This window comes from Flavobacterium sp. GW823-FHT04A11 (assembly GCF_058796535.1).
In genome coordinates this window covers 136,456-151,538 of record NZ_CM179503.1, presented here as the reverse complement: position 1 = coordinate 151,538, position 15,083 = coordinate 136,456, and the positions used below count along the sequence as shown (strand labels likewise).

Annotated in this window: 17 protein-coding genes and 1 tRNA gene; 2 read left to right on the top strand and 16 right to left on the bottom strand. The window is 35.0% G+C overall.

Annotated features, from left to right (window positions below):
- Positions 1-241: 241 nt before the first annotated feature.
- From AC3QL1_RS00760 to AC3QL1_RS00705, 12 genes are all read right to left on the bottom strand, one after another.
- Positions 242-652, bottom strand: coding sequence for a GPW/gp25 family protein (locus AC3QL1_RS00760; protein WP_492494338.1), 411 nt, complete (start codon positions 650-652; stop codon positions 242-244).
- 509 nt (positions 653-1,161) lie between these two features.
- Positions 1,162-1,452, bottom strand: coding sequence for a PAAR domain-containing protein (locus tag AC3QL1_RS00755; protein WP_492494337.1), 291 nt, complete (start codon positions 1,450-1,452; stop codon positions 1,162-1,164).
- A gap of 5 nt (positions 1,453-1,457) precedes the next feature.
- Positions 1,458-3,203 carry a type VI secretion system tip protein VgrG gene (gene vgrG, locus AC3QL1_RS00750; protein WP_492494336.1) on the bottom strand — a complete coding sequence of 582 codons (1,746 nt, stop codon included), beginning with the start codon at positions 3,201-3,203 and terminating at the stop codon, positions 1,458-1,460.
- Positions 3,203-3,886, bottom strand: a complete 684-nt coding sequence (locus tag AC3QL1_RS00745; RefSeq protein WP_492494335.1) for a CIS tube protein — start codon at positions 3,884-3,886, stop codon at positions 3,203-3,205. The genes vgrG and AC3QL1_RS00745 overlap by 1 nt, the downstream gene beginning before the upstream one ends.
- 1 nt (position 3,887) lies before the next feature.
- The gene (locus tag AC3QL1_RS00740; protein ID WP_492494334.1) at positions 3,888-4,043 is read right to left on the bottom strand and encodes a DUF5908 family protein; all 156 of its coding nucleotides are present in this window, start codon (positions 4,041-4,043) and stop codon (positions 3,888-3,890) included.
- Between the two features lie 2 nt (positions 4,044-4,045).
- A complete protein-coding gene (locus AC3QL1_RS00735; protein WP_492494333.1) occupies positions 4,046-4,492 on the bottom strand; it encodes a phage tail protein in 447 nt (148 codons plus the stop codon).
- A gap of 2 nt (positions 4,493-4,494) precedes the next feature.
- Positions 4,495-4,923 carry a phage tail protein gene (locus tag AC3QL1_RS00730; protein ID WP_492494332.1) on the bottom strand — a complete coding sequence of 143 codons (429 nt, stop codon included), beginning with the start codon at positions 4,921-4,923 and terminating at the stop codon, positions 4,495-4,497.
- Positions 4,924-4,952: 29 nt separating this feature from the next.
- A complete protein-coding gene (locus AC3QL1_RS00725) occupies positions 4,953-7,049 on the bottom strand; it encodes a phage tail sheath family protein (RefSeq protein ID WP_492494331.1) in 2,097 nt (698 codons plus the stop codon).
- Between the two features lie 20 nt (positions 7,050-7,069).
- The gene (locus tag AC3QL1_RS00720) at positions 7,070-7,912 is read right to left on the bottom strand and encodes a hypothetical protein (RefSeq protein WP_492494330.1); all 843 of its coding nucleotides are present in this window, start codon (positions 7,910-7,912) and stop codon (positions 7,070-7,072) included.
- Positions 7,909-8,511, bottom strand: a complete 603-nt coding sequence (locus tag AC3QL1_RS00715; RefSeq protein ID WP_492494329.1) for a Pvc16 family protein — start codon at positions 8,509-8,511, stop codon at positions 7,909-7,911. Before AC3QL1_RS00715 ends, AC3QL1_RS00720 begins: the two co-directional genes overlap by 4 nt.
- 549 nt (positions 8,512-9,060) lie before the next feature.
- On the bottom strand, positions 9,061-9,321 hold the full coding sequence (locus AC3QL1_RS00710) for a hypothetical protein (protein WP_492494328.1): 261 nt from the start codon (positions 9,319-9,321) through the stop codon (positions 9,061-9,063).
- A 215-nt stretch (positions 9,322-9,536) separates the two neighbouring features.
- Positions 9,537-9,610 (bottom strand) — tRNA-Met (locus AC3QL1_RS00705).
- Positions 9,611-9,763: 153 nt separating this feature from the next.
- On the opposite strand from AC3QL1_RS00705, the gene AC3QL1_RS00700 reads away from it, so the two are divergent.
- Complete coding sequence (locus AC3QL1_RS00700) at positions 9,764-10,156, top strand: START-like domain-containing protein (RefSeq protein WP_026727620.1); 393 nt, start codon at positions 9,764-9,766, stop codon at positions 10,154-10,156.
- A 54-nt stretch (positions 10,157-10,210) separates the two neighbouring features.
- A complete protein-coding gene (locus tag AC3QL1_RS00695; RefSeq protein WP_492494327.1) occupies positions 10,211-11,050 on the top strand; it encodes an aminotransferase class IV in 840 nt (279 codons plus the stop codon).
- Here the strand turns inward: AC3QL1_RS00695 and AC3QL1_RS00690 are convergent.
- The 4 genes from AC3QL1_RS00690 to AC3QL1_RS00675 all read right to left on the bottom strand — a co-directional run bounded on the left by AC3QL1_RS00690 (position 11,047) and on the right by AC3QL1_RS00675 (position 15,034).
- Positions 11,047-11,607 carry a YqgE/AlgH family protein gene (locus AC3QL1_RS00690; RefSeq protein ID WP_492494326.1) on the bottom strand — a complete coding sequence of 187 codons (561 nt, stop codon included), beginning with the start codon at positions 11,605-11,607 and terminating at the stop codon, positions 11,047-11,049. The genes AC3QL1_RS00695 and AC3QL1_RS00690 overlap by 4 nt on opposite strands.
- Before the next feature lie 128 nt (positions 11,608-11,735).
- Positions 11,736-12,008 carry an HU family DNA-binding protein gene (locus tag AC3QL1_RS00685; protein WP_042567273.1) on the bottom strand — a complete coding sequence of 91 codons (273 nt, stop codon included), beginning with the start codon at positions 12,006-12,008 and terminating at the stop codon, positions 11,736-11,738.
- A 182-nt stretch (positions 12,009-12,190) separates the two neighbouring features.
- Entirely contained in the window at positions 12,191-13,138 is a 948-nt protein-coding gene (gene fmt / locus AC3QL1_RS00680; RefSeq protein ID WP_492494325.1) for a methionyl-tRNA formyltransferase, read from the bottom strand.
- Positions 13,139-15,034 carry a RecQ family ATP-dependent DNA helicase gene (locus tag AC3QL1_RS00675; protein WP_492494324.1) on the bottom strand — a complete coding sequence of 632 codons (1,896 nt, stop codon included), beginning with the start codon at positions 15,032-15,034 and terminating at the stop codon, positions 13,139-13,141.
- Positions 15,035-15,083: the final 49 nt, after the last annotated feature.

Sequence of the window (15,083 nt, the reverse complement as noted above, 5' to 3'; positions counted from 1 at the left end):
TTAAATATTTTTTGCTGTTTTTTTTCCACAGATTAAAAGATTCTCACAGATTTTTTAATCATTTTAATCTCGTAATCTGTGGCTAAAATTTGTTCCCGCAGATTTTGCAGATCAGATTTTTTTTCAACGTTTGTCACCCTGAGCGTAGTCGAAGGGCGTTCCAATTGAGAGGCGGGCTTCAACTACGCTCAGCCTGACAACCTGAATTGAATTTTTAATTTTTAATTCAAAATTTTTAATTCTATAAGTTCGTTCCTTCTTCTTTATAAAAAGGATAAACCATATTAGTTCTGGAGTTTGTTGCTCTTATTTTATAATCTAAACTCACTAATAATTCACCATTTAAATCATCTCCCTGGCTAATGTCGATTTTCTCTACGTCAATTCGGGGTTCGTGGTACAAAATGGCGGTTCTTATTAATTCAGATACATAGGTTTTTAATGTTCTGTTTAATGGATTAAAAAGAAGTTCGTCTACATTGCAGCCATATTTTGGAAGCATAATGCGTTCGCCAATTTTGGTTGTCAATAAAATTTCCAGACTGCTTTTTATATCTTCCTCATCAGAAATCATGACAACCGCTTTTGTTGTTTTTTTAAATTCTGGCGGGAAACTCCATCCGGTTCCTAAAAAGGCTTGTTCACTTTCCATAATTATTCGAGTTTCTGGTCAATCAGGTGTAGTCCCTACGGGACAATATTTCTTTTCTACATTATTTGCTACCAACATGTAATCTCTCCGAGATATAGCCGTTTGGGGTTATTTTTATAGCAACAAAATTTCAATAGATAATCCGTTAGGATTTAAGCGTTGGTCATTAAAATAATCAGTTAGGATTTAAATGATGGCAGAAAAACTGCCGACATGTAATCTCTCCGTGATATTCTTTAGAACTATTTGCATAAACAAAATTTCAATATAAAATCCGTTAGGATTTATGCGTTAGTAATCAATAAAATAATCAGTTAGGACTTAAATGTTGGTATAAAAACTGCCGACATGTAATCTCTCCGAGATATATTCTTTAAGATTATTTGCTTAAACAAATTTTCAATATATAATCCGTTAGGATTTAAATGTTGGTAGCAAAAACAGGTCACCACCACATAAAATATCCCGTAGGGATTATACCTCAACGTTTTTAAAACCACCTGAATTAATTAACCAATTAAAACGGTTGCTAATCCGGCTACAATTGTTCCGCCATGTGCGGTTGAATCTCCCATTCTTGCTGCAGGTTTTCCACCAATCAAAACCGTTGCTGAACCCATTGCGATCGTATCCGGCGGACCGCTGCAGGTTGCCATATCACCAACGCATGCTGCTGGAACTCCGCCAATTAAAACAGTAGGCGAGCCGGCTGGTAAAATAGGTCCGCCCACATGCGGAACCGTTGCCGTTACCATTGGGCAAACATGCATATCTGAAACTCGTGCTGCTGGTGCTCCCATAATTTTTAATTTATTTGTACAATACTTCCTTTTAGAATTGCCGTTGCGCCAGAAGACATTTCGACGCCTGCGCTTCCTTCTGCCTTAAATTGCGCACTGGCTTTTATTGAAACATTTGTTCCTTCGATTTTTACATCTCCGCTTGCTTTTAGTTCAATGTTTCCGGCACTTTCCATTTTTATTCCGTTGCTGTCGATCGTGATGATATTCGAATTTTCATCTTCTATTTTAATGATACCCTGATCTTCGTCGAGTGTGATTTTTTTTCCTGCCGGAGTTTCAATTCCGATGGATTTTTTTTCATCATCAAATAAAATTTTCATTTCACTTCTCGTTATAATTCCCTTTTGGTGATTATCGTCAGAAGCCACAATTGGAGCCGGTTTTCCACTGCTGTGAAGCGTTCCTAAAACAATGGCATTATTCGGATCTTCATTCACAAAACCGATTATTACTTCGTCTTCGATTTCAGGTCTGAAAAAAACACCTCTGTTATCTCCGGCATCGGGCGACGCCACGCGACACCAGATTCCCTGTTCTTCGTTGTTGATGATGGGAATTTTTACCAGAATGCGTTCTTCACCATTTGGATCTGCTTCGAGCTGTGTAACAATCCCAACATGAAGACCTTTTATGGCCGGAATAATTCCGGATCCTGTTGGCGTGTGAATGTCAAATGTTTCAGAAAACCATTCCGGATTTAACCCAAATTGTGCATCAATTGTCCAGTTTCCTTCTGTTATTTCATGAAAAACTCCTGTGATGTACGCATTTCCATTAAATCGATCGCCCACACCTTCAAGCGTGATTATCGTGTTTGGTTTTACAGCCGGAATTCCCTGAAATTTGACTCTTCCGCGAATTTTTGATAACTGCTGAAAGAGTAATTTGGCATCTGCCCAATCCTGAAGCTCCACTTCTGTAATTGTTCCGCCGTGACGTAATTCGAGGTTTTCCAGTTCAATAGTTTCAGCTAAATCAGAAGCTGAAAGATTGCCGTTTAAACTCACACTTGGATCATTGGCTTCAATTTCAACAAGTTCCTGATTCGTATAATCCCAACTGTAAGATGATACTTTTGCAAATTGATTTCGTGCATCCATTTCAGCATCAAAATCAAGTAAGGAAGCACCAAAAGTCACCGTTTCTACCGATGATGACGTCAAATTTGGTTTGCTGATCGTTATTTTACCATTTTCAACAAAACAAAGTTTTCCGTTCGTCTGTGCTCTCGAAACTATAAAATCCCAATCGGAAGTATTGTATTGCACCAGTTCTTTATGACTGAAATTAGTGGCTTCGACGTCTTTTTGCAAACCGTACGCATCAATGATTTCTTCGAATGCTTCACTGTCTTTTACATCATAAAAATACTTGCTCTTTCTGCCAATCGTCAGTTTTACGGCTTCGTCTTTACATTCGACAATTAATAAAGAAGCGCTGCCTTTTATTTTGATCGAATGTTTGATGATTATTCCTTTGTAAATGGTTTCTTCATCGTTGTGATAACCGGCCGTGATTTCGATTTTTTTTCCGGGAATCAGCAAATCTTCATTGCTTAATTTAAAATCCCTTTCAGAAGCTTCTCCATCGATCAAAATGATTTGAGCCATAGGAATCCGGTTGACTTCATTTTGTACCACAATGCTTTTTACCTGATAGGTTTTAGATAATTCTTCCCCTTCAATTAAAACTTTATGCGTTACTAAATCGGCACTTTTACTGGTTTGTATGACTCCGCTATTGTTCATCAGGATTGTTTTTGTAAGGGTGGAAAAAATATTCTCTGACCCGTTTTTAATTTTCTGAAATTCATAATGCTGTTTGCCTTTGCAACTTCCAGATAATACTTAGAATCACCATAAATATGAAACGTCATCAAGGGCAGTGTATCACCTTCTTTTACTGTTCTGTAATGGGTTAAATCCGGCGATTTATTGTTTTCTCTTGCTGCTCTTAAATTATCTTCGACAAAACCCTGAAATTTTGCTTTTGCAATGGCTCTTATCGGCGTTCCGTCTGGTTTGAAGAGTTTGAATTCTACATTCATTTCGGTTAACGCGCCTTTAAAAAGCAATGTTCCCCAGGAAATAATCAGGTAATTCGGTTTGTGTTCATCGCCATTGTAATCAAGGATAACCTTCTTGAATTTCTCAATATCATTGATGATTCCGTCGTCTGAACTTTCGTAACCATTAATTACTCCGGAACGGTCAAAAACAAAATCGAGCTCCAGATTTTCGGGCAATTTTTTATTGAATTTTGGAGAAACCGTACTCGTGCCGGAAGCCTGAGTTTCGTCAGTTTCTATCTTATAGTTATAGGTGTATTTTTCCGGATTCATTAAAGTCGAAAATTCACCATCCGAAATCTTGTTGTTAAATTCCGGATCACTATAAGCCACCACTTTTAATTTTTCTAATTCCCCTGCCATGTCAGCGTTCTTTTTTGCGTTCGATAATTTTCATGACCTGTTCTACACATTCAGCTACCGCATCTTCGCCTTTGCTTTTAGGAGCGGCCGGAGAAGCTGGTTTTGATCCTTCGTTCACGTTTATTTTTATGTGAAGCTCTTTTATTTCTATCGGCATGACTAACTTTTAATTAAGGTGAAATAATTGTAGGTAAGCTCCACGTTTTCAACAACGAGCTTACTTTCTTCCGCATTAAAATCTTCCACCGACCATTTTACAGGATAGGCGTGGACGACATTCCATGAAACCAACGGCTGATGTTCGTCATTCAGCAATTTGATAGTCAGATTGACGGGCTTAAACGCAAAGTTTTCGAGCGCGTCCCTGCACCAATCGATCACGGCAGAATCAATCAGCATTCCTCTCTTTAAAGTCAGGTTTGGATATTTTGTCTTTACAGGAAGTTTGTGCTTAAATCTGTTTTCACCACCTTCGGCTATATCCTCGGTTTCAATGTCAACAGACAGTCCGGAAACCGCTTGAAACTGATGGTCTTTTTCTTGCGAACCAAGACCTTCAAATTCAACTAAAAAATGAAAACCAACCGGTGGATAATACGTAGCCATGATTAATCATTTTGAATCGACAAACCTTCATGCGCTAATTCCATTGATTCGATAGCAACTTCGTTTCCGTCTGCTTTTAAATCAGTTGACTGAACTTTGGTTGGCCAGGCGTTTTTTACTTTCCAGGTAATCACGGGTTCGTGTTCCTCGTTTAGTAATTTGATGGTAATGTCCCTTCTTTCAATGGTATTTAATTTTACGGTATTCCACCAGTTGTAAAATTCATTATCACTTTTAAAAGTGCCTCTTTTAAGCGTGATATTAGAAAACTTCTGCATGCCCGGCATCTTGATTTTGCTGTATTCCGGACTGGCGCCCTGACGGTATTCGATAACTTCCGTTTCTACATCCAGTCCGGAGACTTCTGTAAAACCTATTTTTGTTCCTCCCCAGTCAACTGAGAAATGAAACTTTGGTAGCGGATAACTCATGATCTATATTTTTTTAATGTTGATATTAATTAAGATTCCTGCATTTTGTGAGAGAAACGAAGAATGATGAATTCTGCCGGACGAACGACTGCCAATCCGATTTCGATAATCATTCTGCCTTCCAGAATATCCAAAGCCGACATGGTTTGTCCCAATCCGATTCTCACATAAAAAGCCTGTTCCGGTTTTGCTCCGGCCAAAGCTCCGGCTCTCCATTGAAGAATCAGGAAGTTCTCAATCATCGCTCGAACTCTTATCCAGGTATTGGCATCGTTAGGTTCAAATACAAATTGCTCCGTTGCTTTTTTGATCGATTCTTCGGCCATGTTAAAGAAGCGGCGAACCGGTACATAACGCCATTCATTGTCATTTCCGGCCAGTGTTCTTGATCCCCAAACCAAAGTTCCCTTACCACTAAAACTTCTGATGGCATTAATGGATTTTCCGCTTACGGTATCCACATTCAGATTGTCCTGAATTGTGTTTGTGATTTTTACGGTTGGTTTTGTAACATAGTTCAGACTCACATTGGCAGGAGCTTTCCAAACCCCTCGATCTCTGTCAACTCTTGCGTAAACTCCTGCAATAGCAGAACTTGGCGGAAGTGTAATAGGAAGGTTGTAAATTTCAGTGAGAACTTTATTATACGTTGCATTGTCGATGCCTTCGAGAGTATCTAATTTTCTTCCATTTAATTCACCGTTATTTAAATCTTTTCCATCAACCGATTTAATGGCGTTTAAAAGTGCAGTCAGGTTTGCGCCAATTCCGGCAAAAGTATTTGTAAGTCCGGTAATTCCGGTTTGAGCGTTCAAAGGCGTATAATTTACCAGCTTTTTCAATTCCTTGTCAAAACTTACATCATCAGTTTGTATGATTTTAAGCAGTTTTGCTGTTGCATTCTCATCCTGAATTTTTTTCTTTAATGTTTTTAAGTTTTTATAAACCGAATCAATTTTATCTGCATCCGTAAAATTCAAATTAAAAGCCGTTAGAGCATTTGAAATGTTACCAGCGATCACCATGTTTTCGTCAGATATTGTGCTGATTGCGGCATTTGCTTCGTCGTTTAGTGAATTTCTCAAAACAGATAATTCCTCTAAAGAAACCAGTAAAAGATCAAGATTATTTAAGAAAGCAGTTTTTTTGGCAGCATCGCTCACAAATGTACCGCCCAGATCAAAACCCGTTGCATCGTTACTGTATAATTGCAAAAGCACATCACTTATTTGTCCTGCAATTTCACCTGCAGCAGGTTCTTCGACTAATTTGGTAATTGTTGCCGTAACTCCTGTAGTAGGATTTTCAACAGGTACTAATCCTGCAGCAATTTTATCATATGCTTTTGCAGTATATGAATAATGTTTAATTATAATTTTACTGCTGTCAAAAGCATAATCCAATATGGTTTCCAAGTGCGGATAATAAACCGCTCCGTATTTAATAGTGTCTTTTTCAGAACTAATCTGATTTCTCAAATCGTCTATATTTGCATCTGTCGGACTTGATTCGTCGTAACTAAGCGTGTCGATTAAAGTAAATCTGTCCTGAAGATTTTTGCATTGTGTCAATGCATTATTGTATAATCCGTAGAAATCAGTAGCACTTATAGAAGATACTTTTGTGGCATCCGGAAACACAATTAAAGTGGGTTCGTCTACTTTTTCCAATTCTAATAAACCGTTGTTCAAAGCATTACTATTGTTGATTGCTGTAACCTGAGCGTCGTCGTCATCTAATTCCTCTCCATAACGGCCAATTGAAATAATGTAACACGGACCACCGCCATTTGCAAAAAACAACTGCAGAGAATAATACATCAAAAACGGTTGTTTATCGGTTGGCTGATCTACAACAATAGATCGGGTTTCTCCATTATCAGTCAAAACATCATTGATTGTAACACTAATCGTTGTTTCTGGTTTTGCAAATCCGAAAAAGCGTTCATATTCTAAAAGAGACGTTATTCTCGTTGGTTGCGATTTCAAATCTCCATTAATTTTATTCGTCGCTTTTTCGGTATAGCCAATAAAAGCAGGAATCGCTGTTTCTACCTGAGCAACAGAAGGAGGAAACTTCACGATTTCCTCAATATAGACTCCAGGCGTTTTGTAAGTTGTTGCCATAATTGATTGTTTTTTAATTATTAAATAAATATTTCTGAGTAGTAATTACTATTGATTTTTGTGATTGATTTTACCGTTGGATTTGGGTATTGACTGTTTGCTGGTTCCGGCGGCGTAAAATCGGTAAGCGGATCAATTTCAACAAAACCTGAGTAGGTTAGGGGTTTAACAGCATTGGTTTCAATTTCGGTTGCTGCTTTTCTGTTGATGTATTTCCAAAGTGTTTTTCTATTATCAAAATGAATTTTAAAATTGGGACTTATGATTTTGCCCAAATTGTCTAATACATTTTTGGTGTTATTATCGCCTTGCATCGTCAGGGAAATTATCCCGAAAACGCCTTGTCTTTCCGGTGCATGAAGTTCTGAGATGAAATGAGTTGTTGTTTCTTCGGATACTAAATACTCATTTGAGATCAGAATATTTTCATTGAAATCAGGAATGTATTGAAACGTTACCGGTTCTGTTGAAGGCTTTACATTGCTGAATAAAAACAGTTGTTGCGGAACAAATTTTAAATCGGTATAATTTTCAAAATGATAATCATTTATAGCGATTATAAAGTCCAATTTTAAATCATCAGGAACCTTTATAAACGGATTGATATCATCGTTTTCTTTCACTTTAACGTACACACGAAATCCCGTTTTAGTAGGTTTAAATGCCATTTTGAAGTTTCTTAAACGAATGTTAGTTTCCACAGTTGGTTTTATAACTGCAAAAGAATCACTGTTGAATTTTTGGAGCATTTTTTCCTTTTCTGCCGCCGGCATACCTGCATAAGTATCTTCGCCGCTATTGAGAAAATAATTGTGTAAAAGTGTTACTTCAAATAACAACGAATATGTAAGACCAAAACTCATGACTGTTCTTTTGTTTTTGTGATACCTTTGATTTTGCTGATCAATTCTCCTTCGCCCTGAGCGATATTGCGTTCAATTTGTATCATGCTCACTTTATATAAAGCCGATGGAAATTGTTTGCCTCCTAATGTTCCCCAGATATAGTTTAACTCTTCAAAAGTGGGTGTGTAGAGCTCGACTGAAAATCTAAAATTGTCTAGATTGGTCATCGCAACATTATTTCTGTTGTAAATAGTGTTGGCTTGCGTAAATAGTTTTTTACCCTGAAAAAAAGCAATGATTTTCGAAATATCATTGAGAGAGTTGATGTATGCTGTTCTGTTGGCGCTAAAAAGCAGATACAGATTTAAATTGATAATGCTGTTTTTATAAATTGTCTTACTATTTTCGATAGTGTGATTGGGAAAGTTTTTTAAAGTTGCTTCTTCATCCAAATTGATCAGGGTAAGTGCCACTTTATCGTCTAAATTTGTTGCTACAGTTTCGTTTTGAGACTCTAAAAAAGCAATATTTTCAGCCACAACTGTTTTCTCTAATCCGATTTCGTCGAGATAGTTGTTTACTTGTTCTGCAATTATTTGAATTATTTCAAAAATCATCTTAATTATAAAATTTTATACGTTCTAAATACTTATATGAATCAATATAAATATCTCATTATTAACAATATACATTTAGGATTTTTCACTTTGCTTAAAGTGTGATAGAAATGATGGCTTATAAAACTAGTCGAAGTTAGAAAAACCGAAGGCAATCAGGAAAGGGGAAAATAACCCTTTTTTTTACCGGTTTTTACATTGTTAACTAATTGAATATCAGTTTTTTATGTTTTTAAAAAACGGTTTTATTTTTTTATATAAAAAAGGGAAGCATCAGAATTTATAAAATCATTAAATTTTTAATATAAAAAAGTGTAAAAAAGTCAATTTGAGATTTAACCTTCTAATAATCAATTGTGAATTGGAAATTCAGCCCTATTTTCTTCAGATAATAAGCGTTTTATGAATTTTAGAATGAGGAATTGTATTGGAGTTTTAATCCATAAAAAAAAAGCCTGAGAATTTAGAATTCTCAGGCTTTAGTTGATAGATGTTTATTGTTTAAGACTTGTAAAAGTTAATGTTATGAAAGTAAATTTGATGAATTACTTATTTTTTCTCCTCTTCTAAACCGTCAACAGCAGAAATCTGATCCAGGATATTGGTTTGATTAGGCGAAATATAGTTTTTTACTTCAGCCGGAGTTTCTTTCTTAAAAAGAATATCTAAAGCATTATATAGTTTTAATAAAACATCTTTATCTTCTTTCGCAATGTCTAAAGCAGTATTAAAATTAAAAACGTAATTATTGGAGTTACGTACTTCTACTTTTATTGTTTTTGATGTGATTTTAAACTTTACTATGTCCATGATATATAATGCGTTAACTTTTTTGACTTCTTATAACGTGATAATTTTAACAAGTTAAGATTTTTTATATGATAATAAAAACGTTGTAAAAAAATATTTAATGTTAGATAAATAATCTGGTATTTTTAAAATTACTAAGCATAATTTTTTGCTCCTCGATGAAATATTGCAATAAAAAACCCTTAAACAATTGATGTTTAAGGGTTTGTTTTTTGTAGCGAGGACGGGAGTTGAACCCGTGACCTCAGGGTTATGAATCCTGCGCTCTAACCAACTGAGCTACCTCGCCAAGATTGCAAGTGAACCGTGTTCCTCATTGCGGGTGCAAATATAAAAATAATATTAGAGCTTACAAGCATAAAATGAAGAAAAAAAAATATTTTTAAAAATGCATTGTTTTTGGACATATATTCTTATATTTCCAAAAAATTTAAAGTAGCACATGGATTCAAAAATACGTTACGAAATAGAGTTTCCAATAAATTCTTCGCCGCAATTATTATATCAATATATATCAACTCCGTCAGGTTTATCAGAATGGTTTGCTGACAACGTAAATTCAAGAGGTGAATTTTTTACCTTCATTTGGAACGATTCACAGGAAAAAGCAAGATTAGCGTCTAAAAAAACCGGTGAAAAAGTAAAGTTTAAATGGGTCGATGAAAGCAGTAAAGACACTGAATATTTTTTTGAATTGCACATTTTAGTTGATGAATTAACTAAAGATGTATCATTAATGGTAGTTGATTTTGCAGAAAAAGAAGAAGTAGGTGAAGCTAAACAATTGTGGGAGAATCAGATTTCAGATCTGAAACATCTTATCGGATCTGTTTAGTAAAAGTCTATTTTATACCTTATATTTGCCCTGAACAAAATTCAGGGTTTTTTTATGATTAATTTTAACGGAAACATAGCAGCGCAGGACGATAATGTATTAACTCAAAATCGTGCGTTTTTGTACGGAGACGGAGTTTTTGAAACGCTAAAAATAATTAATAATAAAATCTTGTTTCTTGAAGATCACTATTTTAGATTGATGGCTTCTATGCGTGTTGTGAGAATGGAAATTCCGATGAACTTTACAATGGAATATTTTGAAGAACAGGTTTTAAAGCTTGTTCAGGAAAAAGGACTTTCAGCATCGGCAAGAGCCAGAATAACCGTTTTTAGAAATGATGGCGGATTATATTTACCAAAAACTAATGAAGTATCATTTCTAATTCATGCAATTGCTCTGGATAATACGCTTTATACTTTAAATTCAGCTTCTTATGAGGTAGATTTGTATAAAGATTTCTACGTTACAAAACAGTTATTATCGTCTATAAAAACGACTAATAAAATGATTAATGTGACTGGAAGTATTTTTGCTCACGAAAATGGTTTGCAAAACTGTATTTTACTCAACGATACAAAAAATGTAGTAGAGGGATTGCAGGGAAATTTATTTATGGTAACGGGTAAAAAACTAATTACACCGCCAATTTCTGAAGGTTGTTTAAACGGAATAATGCGTAAGCAAATTTTAGCTTTGGCAAAAAAAGTTACTGACATAGAAGTTTCCGAAGAAATAATTTCACCATTTGATCTTCAAAAAGCGGATGAATTATTTCTGACAAATGTAATCACGGGAATACAACCGATAACGAAGTACCGAAAAAAGGAGTTTAAAAATGACGTGGCTCATTTATTAATGCAAAAGCTAAATGAATCCATTTCTGAAAATTAATTCAGATATGGATTTTCAGGTGCATTCGACCAAATAACGTAATCTCCGCCCAGTTCAATAATTTGTTCTTTCCAAAAATGAGTGGTGGATTTTCCGATAATCTTGTTTTTGTAATTATTATCGGCAATGATCCAGGAGTTACCCTGCATTTCACTTTCAAGCTGATTTTCGTCCCAACCAGTATATCCTAAGAAAAAACGAATATTATTTTTACTAATAGATCCGTCGTTTATTAAGTCTTTGGTCGATTCAAAATCACCTCCCCAATAAATTCCGTTAGAAATCTCGACACTATTCGGGATTAATTCCGGTATATTGTGAATAAAATAAAGGTTATCCTGTTCAACAGGACCACCATTATATATCTTAAAAGTGGCATCAATCTCAGGTATCAAATCATTAATAGTGTACTTTAAAGGTTTATTAATGATGAATCCTATTGATCCTTCTTTGTTATGGTCTGCTAATAAAATTACCGATCTATTAAATGATAAATCTCCAATTATCGAAGGCTCGGCAATAAGCAGGTGTCCTTTTTTTAATTTTTCTGAAATCATACGGCTACAATTTTTATTAAATTTAGTCATAATTTTTTTAAAAACCCAAATAAAATCGTTAAACCGCACAAAAAAACCCTTCACGAGGAAGGGTTTTAATTATATTATAAGTTTAGAGAACTTTCTTATTAGTTCACTGCACCTTCTAATTCAGCTCCAGCTTTAAATTTTACTACATTTTTAGCAGCAATTTTGATAGTTTTTCCTGTTTGAGGATTTCTACCGTCTCTAGCAGCTCTAGCTGATACTGACCATGATCCAAAACCTACTAATGAAATTCTTCCACCTTTTTTCAAAGTAGATCCTACATTTCCTAAAAATGATTCTAAAGCTAATTTTGCCGCAGCTTTTGTAATTCCTGCATCAGCAGCGATAGCATCGATTAATTCTGATTTGTTCATAATAATTAGTTATTAATTGTTGGTTAAAAAAAAAATTGTTAATACACAAATTTAATAGGAAATCCGTTCCTTGCAAGTGTTTTCTTTAAATTTAGCAAAAATTGTTAATAACTTGCTTTTTTTGTTCATAAAGCGGGTTATTCATCGATATAAAACAGGAAAAAACCCCCGTTTTATTGGCCTTAATAGACTTTTGCGTTTTCTGTAAAAGTGATACCATTTAGTAACTCAGCGACTTGCATTCTCTTTTTTCCCGGTAATTGTAAACTCAAAAGTAAAATATAACCATTCTTAATAGCGATTTTAATTTCTTTTTTGCTGCTAATTAAGCTTCCAATCTCCAAAGAATGCTCTTCTGAAATTAATTTTGCTTCGTATATTTTGATGCTTAATTCTTCATTTTTATCTTTCAAAAAACACCACGCAGCAGGATAAGGACTTAAACCACGAATTAAATTATTAATTTCATCGCCGGATTTACTCCAGTCAATCTTACAATTTTCCTTATTTAATTTATATGCCGTTTTAATTTCTTCGTTATCTTCCTGAATTGTAGTGGTTACGTTTCCGTTTTCGATAACCTTTAAAGTATCAATAACGGTTGTACTTCCCAAATTCATTAATCTGTCGTGTAATTCTCCGGCACTTTCTGTTGGTTCAATTGCAATTTCCGAATTTAAAATCATCGCTCCGGTGTCAATTTTATCATCAATAAAAAAAGTAGTAACGCCGGTTTTGGTCTCTCCATTAATAATAGCCCAGTTAATTGGCGCCGCGCCACGATAATTTGGCAATAAAGAAGCATGAAGATTAAAAGTTCCCAAACTTGGCATTTCCCAAACTACTTTTGGCAGCATTCTAAAGGCAACAACAATTTGCAAATTAGCATTGAGGGCTTTTAATTCTGCAAGAAAATCTTCGTCTTTTAAATTTGTAGGCTGTAATAAAGTCAGGTTATTTGCCAGCGCATATTCTTTTACTGCCGAATATTTTATTTTCTGTCCGCGTCCTGCCGGTTTATCCGCGGCCGTAATAACGCCAACAACATCATAATTGTTTTTAATAATGGTGTCCAGAATGCCAACAGCAAATTCCGGAGTTCCCATAAATATAATTCTCAATTTTTCCATTTATAATTTTAAAGTGTATTTATTGTTTGGTTGAATCGTAATATAATTGTTTTCTAATAATTCCTGAAGCGCCAAAATGATATCATTGGCATCCAGTTTTATTTGGGTCTGAATTTCTCTCGAAGTCAAAGCGGCAGATTTTAATAAATACAGAATTTTATCAGCAATCGAATCTGCTTCTGTGATTTTTCCTTTTTGGGTAATACAATAGGAGCAAACACCGCAATTATCTTTTGTTTCTTCGCCAAAATAATCTAAAATCAATCGGTTCTTGCAGGTTTTGTTCTCCTTAATATAATGTAGAACTGATAAAAGCTGTTCCTTTTTTAATTGATTCTGTCTTTCCAGATATTTCGAAACCCTGTTTATGGTTAAATCGTCCTCGCGAACTTCGTTAAATAATATAGTGGCGTCGTTATTTTTTGCTTTGTATTCGATAATTTCTTTTTCTATCAGTTTTTCTAAAACTGCAGTTACCTGTTGTTCTGTTCGGTTTGATTTTTTTGCAATTAAAGAAAGATTAAAAGCCGTTTTCATATCGTAAATTCCCGGATATGTTCTCAAAATCGCCAGAATAATTTCTTCATCATTCGGATTCAGACTCATATACCGGATCACCTCTTTAGATTCAATCAAAAATTGCATGGTTATTTTTTCTGAAAATTCCTGAGACATCGTTATAATTCCCTGTTGATTCAAAAACTGCAAAGCATTGTATGTTTTTAAAGTAGGAAATTCATATTTATGACAAAAATGATTCAGTTTAAACGAAAAAGAATCGTCTAAACCTTCGCCGTAAGCAATCTGAAAATAATTGCAAAGTTTGACATACATTGTTTTTAAGAACTTTTTGTCCGGCAAAACACTTAAAAATTGCTGTTCTGTCTGCGTATAATCTGAATTATTAAAAAGTAAAACAGAAAAAGCTTTTTCGCCATTTCGTCCCGCTCTTCCGGATTCTTGATAATAGTTTTCGATATTTTCAGGAAGCTGTGTATGAATAACCGTTTTTACGTTGTTTTTGTCAATTCCCATTCCAAACGCATTTGTGGCCACAATAACCTGCGCTTGTTCAGACATCCACAACTGCATGTTTTTGTCTTTTTCTTTTGCCGAAAGTCCGCCGTGATAATACGTTGCTTTAAAACCTAACGATTCTAATTGCGATGACATATTCAAACACGATTTTCGATTTCGTACATATATAATAGAAGGCTGTGGGTTTTTCTTTAAAATTTGTTCGGTGCGATATAATTTGTCTTCGACTTCGAAAACCATATACGCAATATTTTTTCTCTCAAAAGACTGCTGAAAAAGTTTCGGATCTTTTAATGTTAATTCGGTTGTAATATCTGTGATAACTCGGGGAGTTGCCGTGGCCGTCAAAGCTAAAAACGGAATCTTCGGAAAGTACTTTTTAAGCTCAGAAATCTTCAGATAAGCCGGACGAAAATCATGACCCCATTGCGAAACACAATGCGCTTCGTCAATAGCAATTAAATTAATGGGAAGATTTTTGATACGTTCCAAAATCCAGTCCGACTGTAAACGCTCAGGCGAAAGATATAAAAACTTATAATTTCCGAATTGGCAATTGTCCAGAAGATCAATGATTTCTTCGGTGTGAATTCCGCCGGTTAATGCAATCGCTTTGATTTCTCGTTTTTGCAAATTCGCGACCTGATCTTTCATAAGGGCGATCAAAGGCGAAATAACCAGACAAATACCTTCCTGCATCATTGCCGGAACCTGAAAACAAATCGATTTTCCGCCACCCGTAGGCAACAGTGCAAAAGTATCCTGACCGTCTAAAACCGAGTCAATAATTTCTTTTTGCAGCGGTCTGAAACTGTCATGTTTCCAGTATTTTAAAAGAATTTCCTGTGCTTCCGGCATAGCTCTGGTTTTAAAGTTAAAAATTTAGAAATCAGTTCTAGTTTTACAA

Coding starts and splice junctions, on each gene's coding strand:
- AC3QL1_RS00760 (WP_492494338.1), bottom strand. CDS start 652: ATGGAAAGTGAACAAGCCTTTTTAGGAACCGGATGGAGTTTCCCGCCA.
- AC3QL1_RS00755 (WP_492494337.1), bottom strand. CDS start 1,452: ATGGGAGCACCAGCAGCACGAGTTTCAGATATGCATGTTTGCCCAATG.
- vgrG (WP_492494336.1), bottom strand. CDS start 3,203: ATGAACAATAGCGGAGTCATACAAACCAGTAAAAGTGCCGATTTAGTA.
- AC3QL1_RS00745 (WP_492494335.1), bottom strand. CDS start 3,886: ATGGCAGGGGAATTAGAAAAATTAAAAGTGGTGGCTTATAGTGATCCG.
- AC3QL1_RS00740 (WP_492494334.1), bottom strand. CDS start 4,043: ATGCCGATAGAAATAAAAGAGCTTCACATAAAAATAAACGTGAACGAA.
- AC3QL1_RS00735 (WP_492494333.1), bottom strand. CDS start 4,492: ATGGCTACGTATTATCCACCGGTTGGTTTTCATTTTTTAGTTGAATTT.
- AC3QL1_RS00730 (WP_492494332.1), bottom strand. CDS start 4,923: ATGAGTTATCCGCTACCAAAGTTTCATTTCTCAGTTGACTGGGGAGGA.
- AC3QL1_RS00725 (WP_492494331.1), bottom strand. CDS start 7,049: ATGGCAACAACTTACAAAACGCCTGGAGTCTATATTGAGGAAATCGTG.
- AC3QL1_RS00720 (WP_492494330.1), bottom strand. CDS start 7,912: ATGAGTTTTGGTCTTACATATTCGTTGTTATTTGAAGTAACACTTTTA.
- AC3QL1_RS00715 (WP_492494329.1), bottom strand. CDS start 8,511: ATGATTTTTGAAATAATTCAAATAATTGCAGAACAAGTAAACAACTAT.
- AC3QL1_RS00710 (WP_492494328.1), bottom strand. CDS start 9,321: ATGGACATAGTAAAGTTTAAAATCACATCAAAAACAATAAAAGTAGAA.
- AC3QL1_RS00700 (WP_026727620.1), top strand. CDS start 9,764: ATGGATTCAAAAATACGTTACGAAATAGAGTTTCCAATAAATTCTTCG.
- AC3QL1_RS00695 (WP_492494327.1), top strand. CDS start 10,211: ATGATTAATTTTAACGGAAACATAGCAGCGCAGGACGATAATGTATTA.
- AC3QL1_RS00690 (WP_492494326.1), bottom strand. CDS start 11,607: ATGATTTCAGAAAAATTAAAAAAAGGACACCTGCTTATTGCCGAGCCT.
- AC3QL1_RS00685 (WP_042567273.1), bottom strand. CDS start 12,008: ATGAACAAATCAGAATTAATCGATGCTATCGCTGCTGATGCAGGAATT.
- fmt (WP_492494325.1), bottom strand. CDS start 13,138: ATGGAAAAATTGAGAATTATATTTATGGGAACTCCGGAATTTGCTGTT.
- AC3QL1_RS00675 (WP_492494324.1), bottom strand. CDS start 15,034: ATGCCGGAAGCACAGGAAATTCTTTTAAAATACTGGAAACATGACAGT.